The organism is Bradyrhizobium sp. SBR1B (genome assembly GCF_014198205.1).
In the GTDB taxonomy this organism is placed as follows: Bacteria; Pseudomonadota; Alphaproteobacteria; order Rhizobiales; family Xanthobacteraceae; genus Bradyrhizobium.
This window is the reverse complement of record NZ_JACIHC010000001.1, coordinates 714,134-736,204: the sequence shown is the minus strand read 5'-3', so window position 1 is coordinate 736,204 and position 22,071 is coordinate 714,134. Positions and strand designations below refer to the sequence as shown.

Here is a 22,071-nt window from a genome sequence, read left to right as displayed (position 1 = left end):
CAGGAACCTCCAATGAACGCGAAGCCCGGCTTCACCGATTACATCGTCAAGGACATTTCGCTCGCCGATTTCGGCCGCAAGGAGCTCTCGCTCGCCGAGACCGAGATGCCCGGCCTGATGGCCACCCGCGAAGAGTACGGCCCGAAGCAGCCGCTGAAGGGCGCCCGCATCGCCGGCTCCTTGCACATGACGATCCAGACCGGCGTGCTGATCGAGACGCTGGCAGCCCTCGGCGCCGACATTCGCTGGGTCTCCTGCAACATCTATTCGACGCAGGACCACGCTGCCGCCGCGATCGCGGCCGCCGGCATCCCCGTCTTCGCCGTCAAGGGCGAGACGCTGACCGAGTACTGGGACTACACCGCAAAACTGTTCGACTGGCACGGCGGCGGTCACCCGAACATGATCCTCGATGACGGCGGCGACGCCACCATGTACGTCCATCTCGGTCTGCGCGCCGAGAACGGCGACGCTGCGTTCCTGGACAAGCCGGGTTCGGAAGAAGAGGAAGTCTTCTTCGCGCTGCTGAAGAAGCAGCTCAAGGAAAAGCCCAAGGGCTACTTCGCCGAGATCGCCAAGAGCATCAAGGGCGTGTCCGAAGAGACCACCACGGGCGTGCATCGTCTCTACGACATGCAGAAGGCCGGCACGCTGCTGTGGCCCGCCATCAACGTCAACGACAGCGTCACCAAGTCGAAGTTCGACAATCTCTACGGCTGCCGTGAATCGCTGGTCGACGGCATCCGCCGCGGCACCGACGTGATGATGTCGGGCAAGGTCGCGATGGTCGCCGGCTTCGGCGACGTCGGCAAGGGTTCGGCGGCCTCGCTGCGTCAGGCCGGTTGCCGCGTCATGGTGTCGGAAATCGATCCGATCTGCGCGCTGCAGGCCGCGATGGAAGGCTACGAAGTCGTGACCATGGAAGACGCCGCGCCCCGCGCCGACATCTTCGTCACCGCGACCGGCAACAAGGACATCATCACCATCGAGCACATGCGCGCGATGAAGGATCGCGCCATCGTCTGCAACATCGGTCACTTCGACAACGAGATCCAGATCGCGGGTCTGCGTAACCTGAAGTGGACCAACATCAAGCCGCAGGTCGACGAGATCGAATTCCCCGACAAGCATCGCATTATCATGCTGTCGGAAGGCCGCCTCGTGAACCTCGGCAACGCGATGGGCCATCCGTCCTTCGTGATGTCGGCCTCCTTCACCAACCAGACGCTGGCGCAGATCGAGCTGTTCGCCAACAACAAGGACGGCAAGTACAAGAAGGAAGTCTACGTGCTGCCGAAGTCGCTCGACGAGAAGGTCGCGCGCCTGCACCTCGCCAAGATCGGCGTCAAGCTCACCGAGCTGCGCAAGGACCAGGCCGACTACATCGGCGTCAAGCAGGAAGGTCCGTACAAGTCGGACCACTACCGCTACTGATCCGCACGCAGTTGCGACACAAAGGCCCCGGCGTGATCCGGGGCCTTTTTTGTTGGGCCTTCCTGTGGTACGCTTTCAGGTAGAGCCGAAACAAGCCTGCCACTTCCGGAGCGGGCGGCCGCTTTTTCCTACGTTCATTGTCAAAATGCATATGGAGGGAATGCGATGTCCAGCGAAGCCAACGTTCAGCTTCTGAAGGAAGCCTATCGCGAGTGGAGCGAGAGCAAGGGCAAGAACGTCGACTATTGGTTCGACCATGTCATTGGCCCGCAAATCAAATTCGATTCGATTCCGCAGGGAGCTGCGGCGGTGCCTTTTGCCAAGCGTTATGACGATCGCAATGCGCTGCGCAGCTATTTCGACGGTCTGCTGGCCGACTGGAGCATGCAGTACTATACGATGGACGAATTCGTCGCGCAGGGCGACACCGTCTTCGCGCGCGGCGAATGCGCGTGGACGAACAAGAAGACCAACAAGGTCGCGAAGACGCCGAAGGTCGATTACTGGCGCTTCAAGGACGGCAAGGTGGTCGAATTCCACGAGTATTTCGACACCGCCACAGTCTACGGCGCCACCGTCCCGTGATGTTGCAATTCGGCGCGGCGCTGCCCATGCTATGACGAGGGAGAACGCCATGACCGAAGCCAAAGAACATTTCGACGTCCTCATCGTCGGTGCCGGGCTGTCCGGCATCGGCGCGGGTTATCACTTGCAGACCAAGTGCCCCACCAAGAGCTACGTCATCCTGGAGGGGCGCGACTGCATCGGCGGCACCTGGGACCTGTTCCGCTACCCCGGCATCCGCTCCGACAGCGACATGTTCACGCTCGGCTATTCGTTCAAGCCGTGGACCGATCCGAAGGCGATCGCCGACGGGGCGCAGATCCTGAACTATGTGCGCGAGACCGCGGCCGAGAACGGCATCGAGAAGCACATCCGCTTCCGCCATCGCGTCAAGCGGGCTTCGTGGTCGACGCCGGACGCGCGCTGGACCATCGAGGCCGAGCGCATCACGGGCGAGGGCGCGACGGAGCTGGTGCGCTTCACCTGCAATTTTCTCTTCATGTGCTCGGGCTATTACAAATACGAGGCGGGCTACACGCCGGAGTTCAAGGGCTCCGCTGATTTCGTCGGCCGCATCGTGCATCCGCAGAAATGGACCGAGGACATCGACTACGCGGGCAAGCGCGTCGTGGTGATCGGCTCGGGCGCGACCGCGGTGACGCTGGTGCCGGAGCTCGCCAAGAAGGCGACACAGGTCATTATGCTGCAGCGCTCGCCGACCTACGTGGTGTCGCGCCCGGCGCAGGATCCCGTCGCCAACAAGATCCGCCGAAATCTGCCGACGCGGCTTGCCTATCATGTCATCCGCTGGCGCAACGTGATGTGGGGGATGTTCTTCTTCCAGCTTAGCCGGCGCCGGCCTGCGAAGGTCAAGGAGCTCGTCCTCAAGGGCGTGCAGATGGCGCTCGGTCCGGACTACGACGTCGCCACCCATTTCACGCCGCGCTACAATCCCTGGGACCAGCGGCTCTGCCTGGTGCCCGATGGCGACCTGTTCAAGGCGATCCGCGAGCAGCGCGTCGCCGTCGTGACGAGCGAGATCGACACGTTCACGCGCGAGGGTGTTCGCCTGAAGGATGGCAGCGAACTTGCGGCCGACATCATCGTGACGGCGACCGGGCTGGTGCTTCAGGTCGTCGGCGGTCTCGACGTCAGTGTCGACGGCCGTGCCGTCGATTTCGCCAATACGCTGACCTACAAGGGCATGATGTATGCGGACGTGCCCAACATGGCCTCGGCCTTCGGCTACACCAATGCGTCCTGGACGCTGAAATGCGACCTCACCTGCGAATATGTCTGCCGGCTCATCAACTACATGGACCGGCACAATTTCCGCCAGTGCGTGCCGCATAATGACGACCCCGAGATCACCGCGCAGCCGTCGCTGGACTTCACCTCGGGCTATGTGCAGCGCTCGGTGGCCAAGATGCCAAAGCAGGGCTCCAAGCAGCCGTGGCGGCTGTACCAGAACTACGCGCTCGACATCGTCTCCTTGCGCTTCGGCCGGATCGACGACGGCGTGATGCGATATTCCTGATCGCGCCGCCGCCGGTCGTTACGCCTTGCGCCTGGCAAGCGCCATTGCAAGGTCGACCGCGAGCGCCAGCACCACCGCGCCGCCGCCGAGTGCGAACAGCACCTGATAATCGCCGCCGGTCTGCGCGTAGATCCAGGAGAAGCCGTAAGCGGCCGCGGCCTGGAACAGTGCAAAGCTGGTAGTGGCATGGCTCCAGGTCGCGCGCTGCTGCTCGGCGGAGTGCGGAACGAGTTCATGGATGCGTCCGAGCACCAGCGGCACGATGCCGGGCGTGAAGCCGCCGATCACGATGCTCGATACGATCAGCGAAAGAGGCGCGGTGCTGACGGTCGGCAGCAGCACGGCGGCCGCCTCGATCAGAAAGGCCGCCCGCAGCGCCGGACCGAACCCGGCGCGGTCACCGAGATGGCCGGTGACGAGCGGACCGACGATGGCGCCGAGGCCGTACAGCACCCAATAGCGCGATCCAGCGGCAATGCCCTGGCCGAGGCCGCGCGCCACGAAATCGACGATGAAGACCATGTGCGGCACCAATGCCACCGCGTTGAGGCCGTACTGGATCATCAGCGCGCGGGCGATGGGCGAGGTTTGGTGCTTGGTTTGAGAAGGCGCAGTGTCGCTGTTCGCTTCGGCAGGCCAGTTCCACCAGCTTGCGAGGGTGAGCAGGGCGGAGAGCACGCCGAGCCCATACCAGCTCTGCTGCAGTCCCTGTTGCAGCAGCAGCGGCACCAGCGTGCCCGATGCGGCGACGCCGAGGCCGACGCCGGCGAAGATCACGCCGCCGACGATGCCGCGCCTCGCAGCTGAGGTGTGCGGCAGAATGACGGAGGCCGCCAGCACCATGATGATTCCGCCAGTAAGGCCGGAGAGGAAGCGCCAGGCGAAGAACCAGGTGAACGACACCGGCGATGAGCTGGCGAAGAAGGAGAGAGTCGCAAGCAGCATCATCGCCCGCAGCGCGCGAACCGCGCCGATCCGACTGGCGGCACGCCGTGCGGTGAGCGCGCCGGCGAGATAACCGGCGAGGTTCGCAGCACCGAGATAGACGACATCCGATGCGCTGAACCAGTTTGCAGCGATCAGGGCGGGGATCAGCGGCGTGTAGGAAAAGCGGGCGAGGCCAAGTCCGACGAGTGAGGCGGACAATCCCGCCACCGCATATCGCCAGGTCTGTTGCGAAGAACGTTGCTTTGACGAAGCCTCTCGTGAAGCCGATGCCGCCGTCGGATGCGGCCGAGCCTCGACGAGTGGTTTCAGATCTGCGCTGGTCATGTCATCCTCCTGCGCGCACGATCGCGCGCGGATCATCCTGTCTGGGCGGCGCGACGGCGCCGGAACTCCGGCACGGGCAGGCCGCCCCAGCCCCAATTGTCGGTGTCGACTTCCTCGATCACGACGAATGTCGAATCGAGCGGCTTGCCGAGCACGTCGAGCAGCAGCTGGCTCGATCCCTTGATCAGCGCGGCCTTCTCCTCCGCGGTGAGCGACGCCGCTCCCGGCGTCGTTCCTTCGCGGGTCACTTGGATGGTGACGATGGGCATCGTGGCTCTCCTCTCACGCTCAGTGGCCGGCGCTCTGGCCGCCGTCGACATGCAGGATCTCGCCGGTGACGAAGGAGGCGCCCTCGAGATAAAGGACGGCTTCGACGATGTCGGACATCTCGCCCATGTGACCGACCGGGTGCAGCGCGTTTAGCTGGGCATGCGTCGCGACCGGATGCATCGGCGACTTGATGATCCCCGGCGAGACCGCGTTTACGCGAATGCCGCGCTTGGCGTATTCGATCGCAAGCGACTTGGTCGCGGCGTTCAGGCCGCCCTTGCTCAGCGAGGCCAGCACCGCGGGAACGTTCGAATTGGCCTGATCGGTCAGCGTGGTCGTGATCTGAACGACATGGCCCGAACCCTGCTTCTCCATCTCGGCGATGGCGAGCTGCGTGATGTGGAAGAAGCCCGCGACGTTGGTGCCCATCACCGCCGCGTAATCCTCGGCCGTGTACTGCGTGAACGGCTTTGCGACGAAGATGCCGGCATTATTGACCAGCGTGTCGACTCGTCCGAAGCGGGCGACGGCCTGCGAAACCACACGCTCGGCGGTGCTCCGCTCGGCGATGTCGCCCGCCACGGCGAGGACGTCGTCGTCACCCGACGGCTTGATGGAGCGTGCCGTTGCGACGACGCGGTAGTTGCGATCGCGAAAACCCTGGACCAGGGCGGCGCCGATGCCCTGCGAAGCACCGGTGATGATGGCGACTTTCTGCTCGATACCCATGACGGGCTCCTGTTGTTGGCCTTGAGAACCTGCGTCAGCACTCGGCTGGCTTGGGTCCTGAGGTACGCTGCGGCAGCCCGGCCGCGAATGCCCGCCGTCCGTCAGACACTCTTTCGCGGCGCGTACGAATGACGGGTCGGCGCCTGGCGACGGTTGTCGCCGCGGAGGGGAACGCCTAGCCTGCGGCCGGAATCCAAGGGGGCGACGGGAAGGCATGGATCGTCTGGATGCGATGAAAGTGTTCGTCCTTGCGGTGGACGAGGGCAGCCTGGCTGCCGTCGGCCGCAAGCTCGGCCGCTCGCCGGCGGCGGTGAGCCGCGCCATCGCCTTTCTCGAGGAACGGGTCGGCGCGGAGCTGCTGCACCGGACGACGCGCTCGATCAAGCTCAGCGAGGAGGGCGAGCGCTATGTCGCGATCTGCCGTCGCGTGCTCACCGAGTTGGAGGAGGCCGACGACATCGCGGCCGGACCGCGGTCGGCGCCGCGCGGCCTGCTCACGATCACCGCTCCCGTGGTGTCGGGCGAGATAGTGTTGCGGCCGATTCTGGATGCATTTCTCGACGCCTGTCCGACGGTGTCGGCCAAGCTGTTGCTGTTCGATCGCGCTGTCAATCTGATCGAGGAGGGCATCGACATCGCGCTTCGCATCGGCCCTCTCGCGGACTCGGCAATGGTGGCGATGCGGGTCGGCGAGATCAGCCGCGTGGTCGTCGCGGCCCCGCGCTATCTGAAGCAGCATCCCCGCATCACCGAGCCCGGCGATCTTGCCAAGCATCAGATCGTGGCGATGGCCCATCTGCCCAATTCCTGGACCTTCGCGCCGCAGGCCGGTGGGTCGGTGCCGCGTACGGTGCAGTTCACGCCGCGTCTTATCGTCAACAGCACCTACGCGGCCGTAGCCTCCGCCGTTGCCGGCCGCGGCGTCGCGCGGATGTATTCGTACCAGGTGGCCGAGCAGGTTGCGCGCGGCGAGCTCGAGATCGTGCTGGCCGGCGAGAAGGATCCGGAGATGCCGGCGCACCTGATCTGCCCGCAGGGTCGGCTCTCCGTGCCGAAGGTGCGGGCCTTTACCGATTTTGCCGTGCCGCGGCTGAAGAAGCACTTTGCGCAGCTGAAGAAGAGCGTGAGTGCACACTGAGTTACCGCGCGCCCGGCAATGCGTCGTTTTACGTATTCGGCCGCGAGGAGGAATCGGCGACGCTGCCCCGAACGGTTAACGCCGGATTAACCGCGGACTCCTAGCCTGTCTCGGCCGGGGTTACTCGCAAGGCCGAGGTGAGCCTAATGGAAGCCCAGAAGATCGCGGTCGACGCCGTTGTCGCGCTGACCGATTGCGACCGCAGCGCTGTCGTAGCCTTTATCCGCCAGCTCTATCTCGCCGGGGTGACCGACCCCAAACGCCTGACCTTCAAGGGTCTGCAGGCACTGTCGCGGGCGTAGCCGGCTGGTTTCGGCGGGCCATCCCTGCGCTCTCGCCAGTGTGACCGCAGCGCAGCGGTGAATATATTGCCGCTCGGCCCGGCTCAAGGTAGATGACGTCCTCAGCTAAGTCTCTGGGGAACGGGGATATGCTGAAACAGCTTTTTGCACCGCAACTTGTCATCCTTTATGTGCTTGCGGCCTCGACGATTTACGTTCACTTCCGCGGCAAGCAGCGATTGCGCTTTGCGCGCCAGCTCGGCGATCACTCGACCTATCTCGCGCCCTACAATGTGCTGATGTATGCGGGCTCGGCGGTGCCGAACAAGCCGGTGATCCCGGTCGAGCAATTTCCGGAGTTGAAGCCGCTCAGTGCGAACTGGGAGACGATCCGTGACGAGGCGGTGCGCCTGTTCGACGAAGGCTTCATCCGCGCGGCTGCGAAGAACAACGACTGGGGCTTCTACTCGTTCTTCAAGAGCGGCTGGAAGCGGTTTTACCTGAAATGGTATGACGACTTCCTGCCTTCGGCGCGCACGCTGTGCCCGAAGACGGTGGAGCTGCTCAACGCGATCCCGAGCGTGCACGGCGCGATGTTCGCGATGCTGCCGCCGGGCGGCAAACTCGGTGCCCATCGAGATCCGTTCGCGGGCTCGCTGCGCTACCACCTCGGGCTCGTCACGCCGAACTCGAGCAAGTGCCGCATCCTGGTCGACGGCGTCGAATGCGTCTGGCGTGACGGCGAGGCCTTCATGTTCGACGAGACCTTCATCCACAGCGCCGAGAATGCGACCGACGTCAACCGCATCATCCTGTTCTGCGACGTTGAGCGCCCGATGAAATTCGGCTTCATGACCGCGATCAACCGCTGGGTCAGCCATCACATCGTCAAGGCGTCGGCGACCCAGAACGTCGACGGCGAGAATGTCGGCGTGCTCAACAAGGTGTTCGGCAAGCTCTACGAGATCCACCTCGCCAGCCGCAAGGTCAAGGCATGGAATCGCAACGTCTATTATGCGCTGAAATACTCGCTGACCGCGCTGATCCTCGGCCTGATCGTGTTGTCCGCGCTGCGCTAAGTACGAATGCGTAGGGTGGATCAGCGAAGCGTAATCCACCATTCGGCATATCGGCGATTGACGATTCCCGTGTGGCACGATGCGTTGGCGGATTACGCTGCGCTAACCCGCCCTGCGATTTCTGCGGTGATCCCGCGCGTGTCTAGTGATGGTGTTTGTGCCCTGCGGAGCTATCAGGGCGCTGGTAGCCTCGCAGTTCTGCGTATCTTTGCATTTGGCTCTGATTGAGCAAGGCCGCGGTCGACAGGTAAGTCCATATCTTGCTGGAAGGTCTGTCCCATGGCAACAAGGCTTGCCGTGATCACGTAGCCGAAGATGGAGCAGGTGATGGCCCGCTTGCCGACCGCCGACAGCGAGACGAAGCAGTTCTTCCTGGCCTGGCTGGAAACCTTCGCGGGCTACGTCCGCGAGGTCGACTACGCCTCGGCGCGGCCGCTCTTCCATCCGGACGTGCTTGCCTTCGGCACGCATAACGACGTCATCCCCGGCCTCGATCAGTGGGTCTCGACGCAATGGGACAATGTCTGGCCGAAGACGACGGACTTCCGTTTTGTGCTCGATCAGACCTCGGTCCTGGCATCCCGCGACGGCACGATGGCCACGGTGATCGCGCCGTGGACGAGCACGGGCTATCATTCCGACGGCGGCGCCTTTCCGCGCCCGGGCCGTGCGACCATGATCTTTGCGAAGAATGCCGATGGCTGGCTGTGCGTGCATTCGCACATGTCGCTCAATCGCGGTGTGCCGCAGGTGAGCCACGCCAATCGGCCGGTGAAGGCCTGGTAGATCCACCCCGTCCGCCCGAAATGCAAAAGGCCCCGGACACGTCCGGGGCCTTTCGATTTCCGGATGTCGTGCGGCCTATTCAGGCTGGCCGATGCTCACCTTCAGCGTGCCGACGCCGTCGACGCCGCATTCGAGCTTGTCGCCGGGCTGGAGCTGGGAGACGCCGGCGGGGGTGCCCGTCATGATGATGTCGCCGGCGGCGAGCTTCACCTGCTGGGAGAGCTGCCAGATGATCTCGGGCACGTTCCAGATCAGCTCGGTCAGGTCGCCCTTCTGGGCTTCCTTGCCGTTGACCGTGAGCCAGATCTTGCCCTTGGCGGGATGGCCGATCTTGGAGGCCGGCTGAATCGCGGAGGACGGCGCGGAGCCGTCGAACGACTTGCCGATCTCCCAGGGACGCTCCTTCTTGCGCGAGGCGATCTGGAGGTCGCGGCGGGTGAGATCGATGCCGACGGCATAGCCATAGACGTGCTCCAGCGCCTTGTCGGCGGGAATGTTCAGGCCGCCGCTCTTCATCGCGACGATCAGCTCGACCTCGTGATGCAAATCCTTGGTCAGCGGCGGATAGGGAATGGTGGCGCCATCAGGCACCAGCATGTCGGCGTGCTTGGCGAAGAAGAACGGCGGGGCGCGCTCGTCATTGCCCATCTCGCGGATGTGCTCGAGATAGTTGCGGCCGACGCACCAGATGCGGCGCACCGGATAGCGGCCGCTTTCGCCGACGACGGGAAGCGAAGCCTGGGGCGGAAGCGGGATGACGTAGGAGGCGGCGTTCATGCGGGTCTCGCTGCTCTTGAGGTGAAGTGGAACTCTATGCGGTTGCGCTGATCGGCGCCAGAGCGCCGGCATCGTAGTGTTGCAGGCGGAAGAACGAGGCATAGCGGCCGCCGCGGCGGAGCAGCTCGTCATGCCGGCCCTGCTCGACGATCTCGCCGCCCTCGATCACCAGGATCGCGTCGGCATGCATGATGGTGTGCAGGCGATGCGCGATCACGATGGTGGTGCGGTTCTGGCAGAGATGCTCGATCGCCTCCTGCACCTGCCGCTCGGATTCGGAATCGAGCGCGGCGGTGGCTTCGTCCAACAGGATGATCGGTGCATTCTTGATCAGCGCGCGCGCCACGGCGATGCGCTGGCGCTGGCCGCCTGAAAGCTGCGTGCCGTGCTCGCCGACCGGCGTGTCGTAGCCGAGCGGAAAGCCCATGATGAAATCATGCGCGCAAGCCGCTTTCGCCGCCTCGGTGATCTCGTCCTCGCTCGCGCCTGGCCGGCCGAAAGCGATGTTGTTGCGGATGGTGTCGCGGAACAGATAGACGTCCTGCCCGACATAGGCGGTCTGCGCCCGCAGCGACTTGCGAGAGACTGCGCCGATCGACTGGCCGTCGATCACGATGTCGCCTTGCGTCACTTCATAGAAGCGGAGCAGCAGCGCCAGCACGGTCGACTTGCCGCCGCCGGAGGGGCCGACCAGCGCGGTGACCTTGCCGGGCTCGGCGGTAAAGCTCATCCGGTTGAGCACAGTCTCATTGGCGCGATAGGAGAAGCTGACGTCGCGCAGCTCGATCCGGGCGTCGGAGAGCTTCAGCGCCGGCTTGTCGTCGTCGGAGTGCTCGCTCGCCGGGCTGTCGACCACTTCGAGCAGCATGCGCGCGCCGACGAGCTGGCTGTTCAAATCGATGTTGAGCCGCGCCAGCCGCTTGGCCGGCTCGGTCGCCATCAGGAACGCGGTCATGAAGGAGAAGAACGCGCCCGGCGTGGCGTTGAGCGCGACCACGCTGTAGCCGCCATAGAGCAGGCAGCCGGCGACCGCGAAGCCGCCGAGCATCTCCATCAGCGGGTTGGAGCGGTTGGCGACGCGCGCCATCTTGTTGGCGTTGCGCTCGACGATGGCGATGTTCTCGTCGATGCGGCTCTGCATGGTGTCTTCGAGCGTGAAAGCCTTCACCGTGCGGATGCCTTGCAGCGATTCCTGCATGGTCTCCATGATGTCGGCCGTGCCGGTGAACTGGTTGTAGGCGAGGCCCTTGATACGCTTGACCAGCTTGCGCAGCACCAGCATCGCCGGCGGCACCACGACGAGGCCGATGAACGACATCACCGGGTCCTGCCACACCATCACGCCGATCATGGCGAGCAGCATCAACAGGTCGCGCCCGACAGCGTTGACCAGCATGTTGAGGACGTCGGTGATCGACTTGGCGCCGGCCGTCAGCCGGGCCAAGAATTCAGACGAATGCCGCTCGGAGAAGAAGCCGACGCTTTCGCGCATCAGTTTCGCGAACAGCTGGCGCTGGTTGGTGGCGAGGATGGCGTTGCTGATCTTGGTCAGGATCACCATGTGGCCGTAGGTCGCCACGCCCTTGATGAAGAGCAGGATCACCGTGATCCCGGAAAACATCGCGATGCCCGGGATGTTCTTGTCGACATAGGCCTGGTTGATGACCTGGCCGAGCACATAGGTCGCGCCTGCCGTTGCGCCCGCGGCGACCGCCATCAGCGCGAAGGCTACGAGGTAGCGCCGCCAATAGACGACCCCCTGTTCCGTGACCAGGCGGCGAATCAGGACCGCTGCCGCATAGGGATCGTCGGTGATTTTCTTTGGAAACTGGGCCATCCGGTGTCCATTGACGGCGCAGGACAAGCCTGCCCGCACGTCAGGGATCGAAGGGCCTCTGTGCCCGCTCAAGCGGGGTTTTTCAAGCCCAATTAAGGGCTTGCGCTCAGATGGAATCTAGGCCGAGGCGGCGTGGCGGAGCTCGCCATGGCGCTCATGGAACAGCTTGTCCTCCCACGCCAAAGCGTGGGCCGCGATGGTCTCGAGGTCCTCGTATTGCGGCTTCCAGTCCAGCAGGCCGCGGATGCGGCTGGTGTCGGCGACCATGGTCATGATGTCGCCGGGGCGCCGCGGGGCGTATTGCACGGCGAAGCTGCGGCCCGACACGCGGCGCACGGCGTCGATGGTCTCCAGCACCGAATAGCCGCGGCCATAGCCGCAATTGAGCGTCGTCGAGGCGCCGCCGTTGCGCAAATAGGCCAGCGCCGAACGATGCGCCTGCGAGAGGTCCGTGACGTGGATGAAGTCGCGGATGCAACTGCCGTCGGGGGTCGGATAGTCGGTGCCGAACACGTCGATCTTGGCGCGCTGGCCGGTCGCGGCCTCGACCGCGATCTTGAGCAGATGCGTGGCGCCGACGGTGGCAAGCCCGATGCGCGCCTGCGGATCGGCGCCGGCGACGTTGAAATAGCGCAGGGTGACGTACTGCATGCCGTAGGCGGCGGCGACGTCGTGCAGCATGATCTCGGTCATCAGCTTCGACGAGCCATAGGGCGACAACGGCCGCGTCGGCGCGTGCTCGGGCACCGGCACCTGGTCCGGATTGCCGTAGACGGCGGCGGTCGAGGAGAAGATGAAGCGGCCGATGCCGCGCTTCACCGCCACGTTGAGCAGGTTGCGCGCGGTCGTGAAATTGTTGCGGTAGTAGCCGAGCGGATCGCGCATCGAATCCGGCACGACCACCGAGCCTGCGAAATGGATGATGCTCTCGATGTTGTGCTGCGCGATCACGCCTTCGAGCAGGTTCTCGTCGCCGGCATCGCCGATGAACAGCGGCACGCCCTCGGGCAGATAGGCGGAGAAACCGGTCGAGAGATCGTCGATCACGACGACGTCCTCGCCGGCTTCCGCCAGCGCGAGGACCGTGTGACTTCCGATATAGCCGGCGCCGCCGGTGACTAGCACAGTCATGATCTCACCCGTCTTCGATCAACGCGCAAAGTTAGCTCTTGCGTGGTGAAGAGGGGGTATCGGCGCGGCTGAACTGGTCACTATGCTTAATGTTGCGTATAGGGACTTTGCGAAACGGAGCATGACGTGGCCAATTCCCCCGGCGATCTCGAAGTGATCGTGCCAAATCTGCACAGGCGCTATTCCGGGGTCACTGCGACCAACCGGATGGTGGCGCCGCGGCTGGCGAAACTGTACCGCGCCGCCTGGTTCGGCTCGCACGCGCCGGCTGGGATTGCGCGGCTGAGCGTTGCCGATTTCCTCAAGCTATGGCGCCGCAAGGCGCCGCTGATCTGGCATGCGCGGCGCAACAACGAGATGATCGCGGGTGTCGCGCTACGCGCGCTCGGCTGGCCGTTGAAACTCGTGTTCACCTCGGCGGCGCAGCGGCACCACAGCTGGATCACGCGCTTGCTGATCCGGCGCATGGACGCGATCATCGCGACGTCAGATCTCTCGGCTTCGTTTCTGAAAGTGCAGGCGACCGTGATCCCGCATGGCGTCGATACCGACATCTATGCGCCGCCGACCGACCGCGCTGTTGCGTTCACGGAGGCCGCGCTGCCCGGCCGTTACGCCATCGGCTGCTTTGGACGCGTGCGCGCGCAGAAGGGCACCGACGTGTTCGTCGACGCGATGTGCCGCCTGTTGCCGCGCTATCCCGATTTCACCGCCGTGATCGTTGGTCAGGTCACGGCCGAGCAGATGGCCTTTGCGAACGAGCTGAAAAAGCAGATCGAAGCGGCCGGCCTGCAATCGCGCATCGTCATCACCGGCGAGCTGCCGATCGAAGCGGTGCAGCGCTGGTACCAGCGGCTGACGATCTACGCCTTCACCTCGCGCAACGAGGGTTTTGGACTGACGCTGATCGAGGCGATGGCGGCCGGCAGCGCGCTCGTCGCCGCACGCGCCGGCGCGGCCGAGCTGGTGGTCGAGGATGGCGTGAGCGGCGTGCTGGTCCCGACCGGCGATGCCGATGCGCTGGCTGCGGCAGTGGAGCCGCTGATGCGCGATGTGGATGCCGCGACGACGATGGGCGAGAGGGGCCGAGCGCGGGTGCTCGCAAAGTTCAGCCTCGATGCGGAAGCGGCGCGGATCGGCGAGGTCTATCGGCCGCTGCTCTGAGCCACGCCGCGAGGGCCGAAAGCAAAAAACGCGAAAACAACCCCATGCACAGTAGCCGGGATGAGCGGAATCAATGGCTTGGCGATGGGTTCGTCCGGTTGCCGATTTAGCGGAAGTCGACTTTGTTCCCGTATGGGAATTTTCGATTAATCCCATTTCGGGAACATGCTATGGCAATGAACGTTATCGCAAGAAGGGCACTGAAGGTCTTCTGGGAGCGATACCCCAAGGCGCGGACCCCGTGGGGACTTGGTATGAGATCGTGTCCAAAGGCGATTGGAGCGGTCCGGCTGACTTGAAGAAGGCGTTCGGAAACAACGTGGACTTCGTTGGCGATAACAGAGCGATCTTCGACATCGGCGGCAACAAGTATCGCCTTGTGGTTCATTTCTCCTACACATTCAAAACTGCTCTCATCGAGTTCGTCGGCACGCACAAAGAATATGACGGAATAGACGCGGAGACCGTGTGATGATGGACGTAAGGCCTCTTCGCAATGAACAGGATTACGATTGGGCTATCGGCGAAGTATCTCGTTATTTCCAGGCCGAGCCGGCGCCTGGTACGCCCGATGGTGATCGCTTCGAAGTTTTGTCTTCACTCATCAAGGAATACGAAGACAATCACTTCGCGACCTCGCGCGGCGATCCAGTCGATGTTCTCCATTTCGCGATCGAGTCCATGGGACGGTCGCAGTCAGAGTTGGCGGGTCTGATTGGTCGCAACAGAGCGTCCGAGATCTTGAATCGTGTCCGTCCGCTGACGCTGGACATGATCCGCATCATCAGCAAGAAATGGAGCATTCCAATTGATGCTCTCACAGCTCCCTACGAACTGACGCGCGCGCATGCTTGATCTCATGCCCGGCTTCCGCGGGCGCCACGCTCAATTCTAAGCCGGCTTTCCAGCTTCCCCCAGCACCCGCTGTGCGATCGCCACCACCTCACTCGCTGCGATATCGCGCATGCAGCGGTGGTCGTTCACCTTGCATACCGTGCTTTGGCAGGGCTGGCAGGGCAGCACTTCCTTGTCCTGGACCACGGTCGCGGCGAGGCCGTTGAGGGGGGCCCAGAGATAGGGGCTGGTCGGGCCAAAGATGCCCATGGTGGGCGTGCCCAGGGCAGCTGCGATGTGCATCAGGCCGGAATCGTTGGAGATGGCGACGCCGGCCGCCGCCATGGCCAGCACGCCGTTGCGCAGATCGTTGCCGGTGAGGTCCCGCACGCCTGAGCCGCCGGCCGCGACGATCTCCTGGGCCAGCCCCTTTTCCGCGGGGCCGCCGACCACCCAGACCTCGAGGCCGCGCTCGACCAGCAGCCGGGCGGCCTCCGGATAATAGGTCCAGCGCTTTGAGACGCCGACCGAGCCGGGGGCCAGCGCCACCGCGGCGCCGGCGCCGATCCCGTTGGCCTGCCGCCAGCGGACGATGTCCTCGGCCGGGACCCGCAATTGCGGCACCGGCCATTCCGCCGGCAGCGGGGCGCCGTCGGGCTGGGCCAGGGCGGCGTTCTTATCGATGAAGCGCGGCAGCTTTTTCTCGCCCCAGCGCCAGCGGTTGAGCAGGCCGAACCGGAACTCGCCGACGAAGCCGACCCGTTCAGGAATGCCGGCGAGGGCGGGGGCGATGGCCGCCTTCCAGGTCCGGGGCAGCACCAGGGCCGTGCCGTAGTTCCGCTCGCGCAGGAGTTTCCCCAGGGCGAGCTGGCGGGCGACGGCGAGGCGTCCGCGCGGCAGGTCCCAGACGATCCCCTCGCGCACGCCGGGCATGTAATCGACCAGCGGGGCGCACACGGAGGTGGTCAGAAGATCGACCGGCCGGTTCGGCCAGCGCTCCTTGAGGACCCGGACAACGGTGTGATTCCGGACGAAATCGCCGATCCACATGTAGGGAATGATCAGAATCGGGCGGGTGTCGCTCCGATCTGCATCTCCGCTAAGTGTCGAATCTTGGTTCATTCGTTAATAGGGCCGAGACGATCTGATTGTGGCGGTTCGGTAGCCGCTCCAGGCCGGCAGGTAAAGCCGGCAGACCACTCAATCCCAAAACCGCTTACACTTTGGCGGCTCATGCGCTACGGCAGGACCGGGCCGCAAAGATCGGGCAGGGATTTCGGAATGTTGCTGGTGACCGGCGGGGCCGGTTTTATCGGGTCGAATGTCGTGGCCGCGCTCAATGACGCGGGCCGCAGCGACGTCGTGGTCTGCGATTTCCTGGGCAACGAGGGCAAGTGGCGGAACCTCGCCAAGCGCCAGCTTGTGGATATTGTCCCGCCGGCCGAGCTGATGGACTGGCTGAAGGGCCGCAAGCTCGAGGCTGTGATCCATCTCGGGGCGATTTCCGCGACCACCGCGACCGACGGCGACCTCGTGTTCGAAACCAATTTCCGCCTGTCGATGCGCCTGCTCGATTGGTGCACGGCGGGCGCGGTGCCGTTCATCTACGCCTCCTCGGCGGCAACCTATGGCGACGGTGAGACGGGATTTGACGACGACGCCTCGCTGCCGGCACTGAAGAAACTGCGGCCGATGAATCTCTACGGCTGGAGCAAGCACATGTTCGATCTCGCGGTCGCCGGGCGCGTAGCGAACGGCGATCCGCTCCCGCCGCAATGGGCGGGCCTGAAATTCTTCAACGTGTTCGGCCCCAACGAGTATCACAAGGGCTCGATGATGAGCGTGCTGGCGCGCCGCTTCGACGACGTCAAGGCAGGCCGCGTGGTGCAGCTGTTCAAGTCGCATCGCGAGGGCATCGCCGACGGCGATCAGCGCCGCGATTTCATCTATGTCGACGACGTCGTGCGCGTCGTGATGTGGCTGCTGGCGACGCCGTCGGTATCCGGCATCTTTAATGTCGGAACCGGCAAGGCGCGCAGCTTCAGGGATCTGATGTTGGCGGCCTATGCGGCGCTCGGCACCAGGCCCAACATCGAATATATCGACATGCCCGAGCAGATCCGCGGGGCCTACCAGTATTTCACCCAGAGCGAGGTCGATCGCCTGCACCGCGCCGGCTATAACGGCGGCTTCACGACGCTCGAGGATGCGGTGAAGGCCTATGTCGGGGATTACCTCGACCGGCCCGACCGCTTCCGCTGAGGCCTTTTGACCATGCCGACGCCCATTCTCGATTTCGACGCCCTCGCGCAGGCCATCTCAGGCCGCACGGTGCTGTGCATCGGCGACATCATGCTGGACGAGTTCGTCTATGGCGAGGTGTCGCGGATCTCGCCGGAAGCGCCGGCGCCCGTCATCGCGGCCCAGCGCAGCGAGATCCATATCGGCGGCGCCGGCAATGTCGCGCGCAATGTCGCCTCGCTGGGCGCGCGCTGCATCTTCGTCGGCCTCGTCGGCGAGGACGATGCCGGTGCACGGCTCAAGGCGGCGCTGGACGGGCACGCCGGCATCGAAAGCGTGCTGGTGTGCGATCCCTCGCGCCCGACCACGCGAAAAGTCCGCTTCGTCTCCGAGCATTTTTCCACGCACATGCTGCGCGCGGACTGGGAGCAGGCGGCGCCTGCTTCCGATGACATCGAGACGAAGCTGATCGAGGCGATCCTGCCGCAAATCGCGCGCGCCGACATCGTGCTGCTCTCGGACTACGCCAAGGGCGTGCTGACGGCGCGCGTCATCCGCCACACCATCGATGCCGCGCGAAAGCTCGGCAAGCCCGTCATCGTCGATCCCAAGAGCCTGAACTGGGCGATCTACCGCGGCGCCACGCTGCTGACGCCCAATCGCAAGGAGTTCTCTGAAGCGACCCGAAGCCGCGCCGAGACGGTGCAGAGCATCGTCGAGGCCAGCGAGGACGTGATGCGGCTCGCCGATTGCGAGGCGATCCTGGTCACCCAGGGCGAGCACGGCATGACGCTGGTGCCGCGCAATGGCGCGGCGGTTCACGTTCCGGCTTTTCCGGTGAAGGTGCGCGACGTCTCCGGCGCCGGTGACACCGTCGCCGCCGCGCTTGCGGTGTCGCTTGCTACAGGCGCGGACTGGGACACGGCGTTGCGCACGGCCAATGCCGCTGCCGCCGTCGCTGTCGGCAAGCAAGGCACCGCCAGCGTGAGCGCGGCCGAGCTGCGCCGAAAGATCCTGCCGCATGCCACTCTGGCGGCCGAGGAGAAAATCGTGCTCGAGCCGGCCGCACTCGATGCGCAGCTCGCCGAATGGAAAACGCAAGGCCAGCGCGTCGGCTTCACCAATGGCTGCTTCGACATCCTGCATCCCGGCCACGTCAAGGTGCTGACCGCGGCGCGCGCCGCCTGCGACCGCCTGATCGTGGGGCTCAACAGCGACGCCTCGGTGCGGCGGCTCAAGGGCGCCGAGCGGCCGGTCCAGGACGAGCGCGCGCGTGCCGAGGTGCTCGCCGCGCTCGAGGCCGTCGATCTCGTCGTCATCTTCGAGGAGGACACGCCGATCGACCTGATCACCCGGATCAAGCCCGGTGTGCTGGTGAAGGGCGGCGATTACACCCGCGAGCAGGTGGTCGGTCACGAGGTCGTCGAGGCCGCGGGCGGCACCGTCGTGCTGGTCGACATCCTGCAGGGCTTCAGCACGACGGCGCTGGTCCATCGCGCCCGGGGAGGGGGCAAGTGACGGCACTGGTACGCGAGACGACCGGCGGGATGTTGCTTCGCCGCCTGCGCAGCCCGGCGGCCTGGCGCGAGACCGTCGACATATTTGCGGTCCTGACCGCGGCTTCGCTGCCGTGGTCGACCTCGCTGGCGGGGATATTCAACGCGCTGATGCTGCTCTGCATGGTGCCGTTTCTCGACGTCCGCGCCTTCCTGCAATCCTTGAAGCGTCCGATCTGCGCGGCCCCGATCGCGCTGGTCCTGCTCGCGCTGGTGGGGACGCTGTGGTCGGACGCGAGCTGGGGCGCCCGCTTCTATGCGGTCAACCCGACCATCAAGCTGCTGGTGCTGCCGGTCCTGCTCTATCATTTCGAGCGCTCGCCGCGCGGACGCTGGATCTTCATCGCCTTCCTAGTGTCCTGCGCCCTGCTATCGGTGATGTCTTGGCTGGTTGCCTTCTACCCGAACCTCGCGCTCAAGACCGATCCGGCCGAGCGCGGCAACTTCGTCAAGAATTACATCGAGCAGAGCCAGGAATTCGCGCTTTGCGCGGTCGCGCTCGCCTATCCGATCGTGATGCTGCTGCTTGAGAAGCGATACTGGTTCGCCGGGCTGCTGACGGCGCTGGCACTGAGCTTCTTCGTCAACATGACGTTCGTCGTGGTGTCGCGCACCGCGCTCGTCACCGTTCCGATCATGTTCGGCGTGTTCGCGCTGCTTCATCTCAAATGGCGCAGCATCGGGCTCATCTCCGCCACATTGCTCGTCGCCGCTATTCTCGCCTGGCAGGCCTCGCCATATTTGCGCCATACCGCCGAGAGGTTTTCCGATGACTACACGCGCTATGTGGAAAAGGGCGAGCCGACCTCGCTCGGCCTGCGCCTCGAATTCTGGCGGAAGTCGCTCGGCTTCTTCGCCGAGGCGCCGATCAAGGGGCACGGCACCGGCTCGACGCGCGGATTGTTCGAACGCGTGGCGACGCCCGCCGGTCAGTACCAGGCGTCCGCCGAGGTGATCGGCAACCCGCATAACCAGACGCTGAACGTTGCCGTGCAATGGGGCGTGATCGGCATCGCCGTTCTCTACGCGATCTGGATATTGCATCTGCGCTTGTTTCGCGGCGACGGCCTTGCCAACTGGATCGGGCTCCTGGTGGTGGTGCAGAACGTCTTCACTTCGCTGTTCAACTCCCATCTGTTCGACTTCCACGAGGGCTGGATGTACGTCATCGGCGTCGGCGTTGCCGGGGGCATGGTGATCCGGGGGCAACAGGCCGAGGCGAAGACGGGGGAAGCCGGTTCCTGAAGGCCGCGCGGCTGGCAAGTCTGGTCCAGATGGGCTATCAGCGCGGTCAGGTTGCATCTAACTGGGTTTTCATCGGTCGGCGGATGACGCGTCTTTCGCATCTCACCTTGCGCAATTTCCTGATCGCGCTCCACGACCTGCTGGCGACCGCGGCGGCGCTTTTTGCCGCCTTCTACCTGCGATTCGAGGGTGGCGACGGCTTCTTCGACCGCCTGCCGCTGCTGTTCCAGATCCTGCCCTACTTCCTCGCCTTCGGCGTGGTCGTGTTCTTCATCTTCAACCTGACCACGACGAAGTGGCGCTTCATCTCGCTGCCTGACGCGCTGAACATCATCCGCGTCGCGACCGTGCTGACGGTCGCCCTGCTCGTGCTCGACTACATCTTCGTCGCCCCCAATGTCCGCGGCGCCTTCTTTCTCGGCAAGGTGACGATCGTCCTCTACTGGTTCCTCGAGATCTCGTTCCTCAGCGCGCTGCGAATAGCCTACCGCTACTTCCGCTATACGCGGGTGCGGCGTCACGCCAGGGGCGAGGAGGCCGCGCCGACGTTGCTGATCGGCCGCGCCGCGGATGCCGAGGTGCTCCTGCGCGGCATCGAGAGCGGGGCGATCAAGCGCATCTGGCCGGTCGGCGTGCTGTCGCCGTCGAGCTCGGATCGGGGCCAGTTTATCCGCAACGTGCCGGTGCTGGGCGGCATCGACGACGTCGAGGACGTCGTCGATGACTTTGCCAAGCGCAACAAGCCGATCGCGCGCCTCGTCATGACGCCCTCGGCATTCGAGCCGGAAGCGCGTCCGGAGTCGATCCTGATGCGGGCGCGCAAGCTGGGTGTGATCGTCAACCGGATGCCCTCGCTCGAGAGTGGCGATACGCCGCGGCTCACGGCCGTCGCGGTCGAGGACCTCCTGCTGCGGCCGAGCGAGACGATCGACTATGCGCGCCTGGAAGCGCTGATCAACGGCAAGGCGGTGATCGTCACTGGCGGCGGCGGCTCGATCGGGTCGGAGATCTGCGAGCGTGTCGTGGCCTTCGGCGCCGCGCGGCTGCTGATCGTGGAAAACTCCGAGCCCGCGCTCTATGCCATCACGGAAGCGCTCGCCGCGCGAGGCGCGGCCGCCGAGATTGAAGGGCGCATCGCCGACATCCGCGACCGCGAGCGCATCATGCGCCTGATGGCCGGGTTCAAGCCGGACATTGTATTCCACGCCGCCGCGCTCAAGCACGTGCCGATCCTCGAACGCGACTGGAGCGAGGGCGTCAAGACCAACATCTTCGGCTCGATCAACGTTGCGGATGGCGCCGTTGCCGCCGGCGCCGAAGCCATGGTGATGATTTCGACCGACAAGGCGATCGAGCCGGTGTCGATGCTCGGCCTGACCAAGCGCTTTGCGGAGATGTACTGCCAGGCGCTGGATCACGACCTCGCAGCCGGGGCGCACGGCGCCAAGCCGCCGATGCGGCTGATCTCGGTCCGGTTCGGCAACGTGCTGGCCTCGAATGGCTCGGTGGTGCCGAAATTCAAGGCTCAGATCGAGGCGGGCGGCCCGGTGACGGTGACGCATCCCGACATGGTCCGCTACTTCATGACCATCCGCGAGGCCTGCGATCTCGTCATCACCGCGGCCACGCATGCGCTCGGAACGCACCGTCCCGACGTCTCGGTCTACGTGCTCAACATGGGCCAGCCGGTGAAGATCGTCGATCTCGCCGAGCGCATGATCCGCCTTTCCGGACTGCAGCCCGGCTACGACATCGAGATCGTGTTCACGGGCATGCGGCCGGGCGAACGTCTGCACGAGATCCTGTTCGCTACCGAGGAGCCGACCCGCGAGATCGGCGTTGCCGGCATCATGGCCGCGCAGCCGAACGAGCCGCCGATGCAGACGTTGCGCAAATGGATCGCGGCGCTGGAGCAGGCGATCGCGCGCGACGATCGCGCCACCATCAGGACCATCCTGAAGGATGCGGTGCCCGAATTCGGGTCGACCGCAGCCTGATGACCATGCAGCCTCGGGGCAAGATCGTCGTCGCGAGCCAGCATTATCCGCCGGATACCAGCACGACGGCGGCCATCATGGCCGAAATCGCCTGCCGTCTCGCCGCCGAGCGCGAGGTCGTCGTGCTCTCGGGCTGGCCGGGCGCATTGCCGGCCTTGCAGACCGGCCCGGACAAGCCGCGCGTCAGGCCGAAGCGGGC

Annotated in this window: 21 protein-coding genes and 1 pseudogene; 15 read left to right on the top strand and 7 right to left on the bottom strand. The window is 64.7% G+C overall.

The features are described 5' to 3' along the window. Positions 1-12: 12 nt before the first annotated feature. The 3 genes from ahcY to GGD61_RS03675 all read left to right on the top strand — a co-directional run bounded on the left by ahcY (position 13) and on the right by GGD61_RS03675 (position 3,535). On the top strand, positions 13-1,434 hold the full coding sequence (ahcY, locus tag GGD61_RS03685; RefSeq protein WP_092261070.1) for an adenosylhomocysteinase: 1,422 nt from the start codon (positions 13-15) through the stop codon (positions 1,432-1,434). Positions 1,435-1,599: 165 nt separating this feature from the next. Further along, positions 1,600-2,019, top strand: a complete 420-nt coding sequence (locus tag GGD61_RS03680; RefSeq protein WP_092261071.1) for a nuclear transport factor 2 family protein — start codon at positions 1,600-1,602, stop codon at positions 2,017-2,019. A 49-nt stretch (positions 2,020-2,068) separates the two neighbouring features. Next, positions 2,069-3,535: an NAD(P)/FAD-dependent oxidoreductase gene (locus GGD61_RS03675; RefSeq protein WP_092261214.1), complete on the top strand. Its 1,467-nt coding sequence runs from the start codon at positions 2,069-2,071 to the stop codon at positions 3,533-3,535. 18 nt (positions 3,536-3,553) lie between these two features. Here the strand turns inward: GGD61_RS03675 and GGD61_RS03670 are convergent, their stop codons facing one another. Genes GGD61_RS03670 through GGD61_RS03660 form a run of 3 tightly spaced genes read right to left on the bottom strand, consistent with a single transcriptional unit; the run spans position 3,554 to position 5,806 of the window. Further along, on the bottom strand, positions 3,554-4,807 hold the full coding sequence (locus tag GGD61_RS03670; RefSeq protein ID WP_177237348.1) for a YbfB/YjiJ family MFS transporter: 1,254 nt from the start codon (positions 4,805-4,807) through the stop codon (positions 3,554-3,556). A gap of 32 nt (positions 4,808-4,839) precedes the next feature. After that, the gene (locus tag GGD61_RS03665; RefSeq protein ID WP_028173203.1) at positions 4,840-5,076 is read right to left on the bottom strand and encodes a 4-oxalocrotonate tautomerase family protein; all 237 of its coding nucleotides are present in this window, start codon (positions 5,074-5,076) and stop codon (positions 4,840-4,842) included. A 19-nt stretch (positions 5,077-5,095) separates the two neighbouring features. Beyond that, entirely contained in the window at positions 5,096-5,806 is a 711-nt protein-coding gene (locus GGD61_RS03660) for an SDR family NAD(P)-dependent oxidoreductase (RefSeq protein WP_092261076.1), read from the bottom strand. Positions 5,807-6,020: 214 nt separating this feature from the next. Here GGD61_RS03660 and GGD61_RS03655 point away from each other — a divergent pair, with 214 nt between their 5' ends. The 4 genes from GGD61_RS03655 to GGD61_RS03640 all read left to right on the top strand — a co-directional run bounded on the left by GGD61_RS03655 (position 6,021) and on the right by GGD61_RS03640 (position 9,090). Further along, entirely contained in the window at positions 6,021-6,944 is a 924-nt protein-coding gene (locus GGD61_RS03655) for a LysR family transcriptional regulator (RefSeq protein ID WP_092261078.1), read from the top strand. A 146-nt stretch (positions 6,945-7,090) separates the two neighbouring features. Beyond that, positions 7,091-7,246 (top strand): hypothetical protein, encoded by a 156-nt coding sequence (locus GGD61_RS03650; protein WP_018317399.1) that lies wholly within the window; start codon positions 7,091-7,093, stop codon positions 7,244-7,246. A 128-nt stretch (positions 7,247-7,374) separates the two neighbouring features. After that, the gene (locus GGD61_RS03645; protein ID WP_092261080.1) at positions 7,375-8,304 is read left to right on the top strand and encodes an aspartyl/asparaginyl beta-hydroxylase domain-containing protein; all 930 of its coding nucleotides are present in this window, start codon (positions 7,375-7,377) and stop codon (positions 8,302-8,304) included. A 327-nt stretch (positions 8,305-8,631) separates the two neighbouring features. Beyond that, positions 8,632-9,090, top strand: a complete 459-nt coding sequence (locus tag GGD61_RS03640) for a nuclear transport factor 2 family protein (protein ID WP_092261215.1) — start codon at positions 8,632-8,634, stop codon at positions 9,088-9,090. 75 nt (positions 9,091-9,165) lie between these two features. On the opposite strand, the gene GGD61_RS03635 is transcribed toward GGD61_RS03640, so the two are convergent. The 3 genes from GGD61_RS03635 to galE form a co-directional block, all read right to left on the bottom strand. After that, a complete protein-coding gene (locus GGD61_RS03635; RefSeq protein WP_092261081.1) occupies positions 9,166-9,867 on the bottom strand; it encodes a fumarylacetoacetate hydrolase family protein in 702 nt (233 codons plus the stop codon). Positions 9,868-9,901: 34 nt separating this feature from the next. Next, positions 9,902-11,704 (bottom strand): ABC transporter ATP-binding protein, encoded by a 1,803-nt coding sequence (locus tag GGD61_RS03630; protein WP_018317395.1) that lies wholly within the window; start codon positions 11,702-11,704, stop codon positions 9,902-9,904. A 117-nt stretch (positions 11,705-11,821) separates the two neighbouring features. Continuing rightward, the gene (gene galE / locus GGD61_RS03625) at positions 11,822-12,835 is read right to left on the bottom strand and encodes a UDP-glucose 4-epimerase GalE (protein WP_091959059.1); all 1,014 of its coding nucleotides are present in this window, start codon (positions 12,833-12,835) and stop codon (positions 11,822-11,824) included. 126 nt (positions 12,836-12,961) lie between these two features. On the opposite strand from galE, the gene GGD61_RS03620 reads away from it, so the two are divergent. The 3 genes from GGD61_RS03620 to GGD61_RS03610 all read left to right on the top strand — a co-directional run bounded on the left by GGD61_RS03620 (position 12,962) and on the right by GGD61_RS03610 (position 14,854). Continuing rightward, positions 12,962-13,999, top strand: coding sequence for a glycosyltransferase family 4 protein (locus tag GGD61_RS03620; protein WP_183230209.1), 1,038 nt, complete (start codon positions 12,962-12,964; stop codon positions 13,997-13,999). A 73-nt stretch (positions 14,000-14,072) separates the two neighbouring features. Further along, positions 14,073-14,471, top strand: a complete 399-nt coding sequence (locus GGD61_RS03615; RefSeq protein WP_409362447.1) for a type II toxin-antitoxin system HigB family toxin — start codon at positions 14,073-14,075, stop codon at positions 14,469-14,471. Next, entirely contained in the window at positions 14,471-14,854 is a 384-nt protein-coding gene (locus GGD61_RS03610; protein WP_246785855.1) for a type II toxin-antitoxin system HigA family antitoxin, read from the top strand. The genes GGD61_RS03615 and GGD61_RS03610 overlap by 1 nt, the downstream gene beginning before the upstream one ends. Before the next feature lie 36 nt (positions 14,855-14,890). Here GGD61_RS03610 and waaF read toward each other — a convergent pair whose 3' ends face one another. Next, on the bottom strand, positions 14,891-15,955 hold the full coding sequence (waaF, locus tag GGD61_RS03605; protein WP_092261085.1) for a lipopolysaccharide heptosyltransferase II: 1,065 nt from the start codon (positions 15,953-15,955) through the stop codon (positions 14,891-14,893). Between the two features lie 159 nt (positions 15,956-16,114). Between waaF and rfaD the strand changes: the two genes are divergently transcribed. The 5 genes and pseudogenes from rfaD to GGD61_RS40320 form a co-directional block, all read left to right on the top strand. After that, positions 16,115-17,095 carry an ADP-glyceromanno-heptose 6-epimerase gene (gene rfaD, locus GGD61_RS03600; RefSeq protein ID WP_092261087.1) on the top strand — a complete coding sequence of 327 codons (981 nt, stop codon included), beginning with the start codon at positions 16,115-16,117 and terminating at the stop codon, positions 17,093-17,095. 12 nt (positions 17,096-17,107) lie between these two features. Beyond that, positions 17,108-18,592, top strand: coding sequence for a D-glycero-beta-D-manno-heptose-7-phosphate kinase (gene rfaE1 / locus GGD61_RS03595; RefSeq protein ID WP_092261088.1), 1,485 nt, complete (start codon positions 17,108-17,110; stop codon positions 18,590-18,592). Next, complete coding sequence (locus tag GGD61_RS03590; protein ID WP_092261090.1) at positions 18,589-19,875, top strand: O-antigen ligase; 1,287 nt, start codon at positions 18,589-18,591, stop codon at positions 19,873-19,875. The genes rfaE1 and GGD61_RS03590 overlap by 4 nt, the downstream gene beginning before the upstream one ends. Positions 19,876-19,958: 83 nt before the next feature. Continuing rightward, positions 19,959-21,872, top strand: coding sequence for an SDR family NAD(P)-dependent oxidoreductase (locus GGD61_RS03585; RefSeq protein WP_177237349.1), 1,914 nt, complete (start codon positions 19,959-19,961; stop codon positions 21,870-21,872). Next, a pseudogene (locus GGD61_RS40320) lies at positions 21,770-22,057 on the top strand (glycosyltransferase WbuB); the annotation flags it as partial. The gene GGD61_RS03585 and the pseudogene GGD61_RS40320, both read left to right, overlap by 103 nt. Positions 22,058-22,071: the final 14 nt, after the last annotated feature.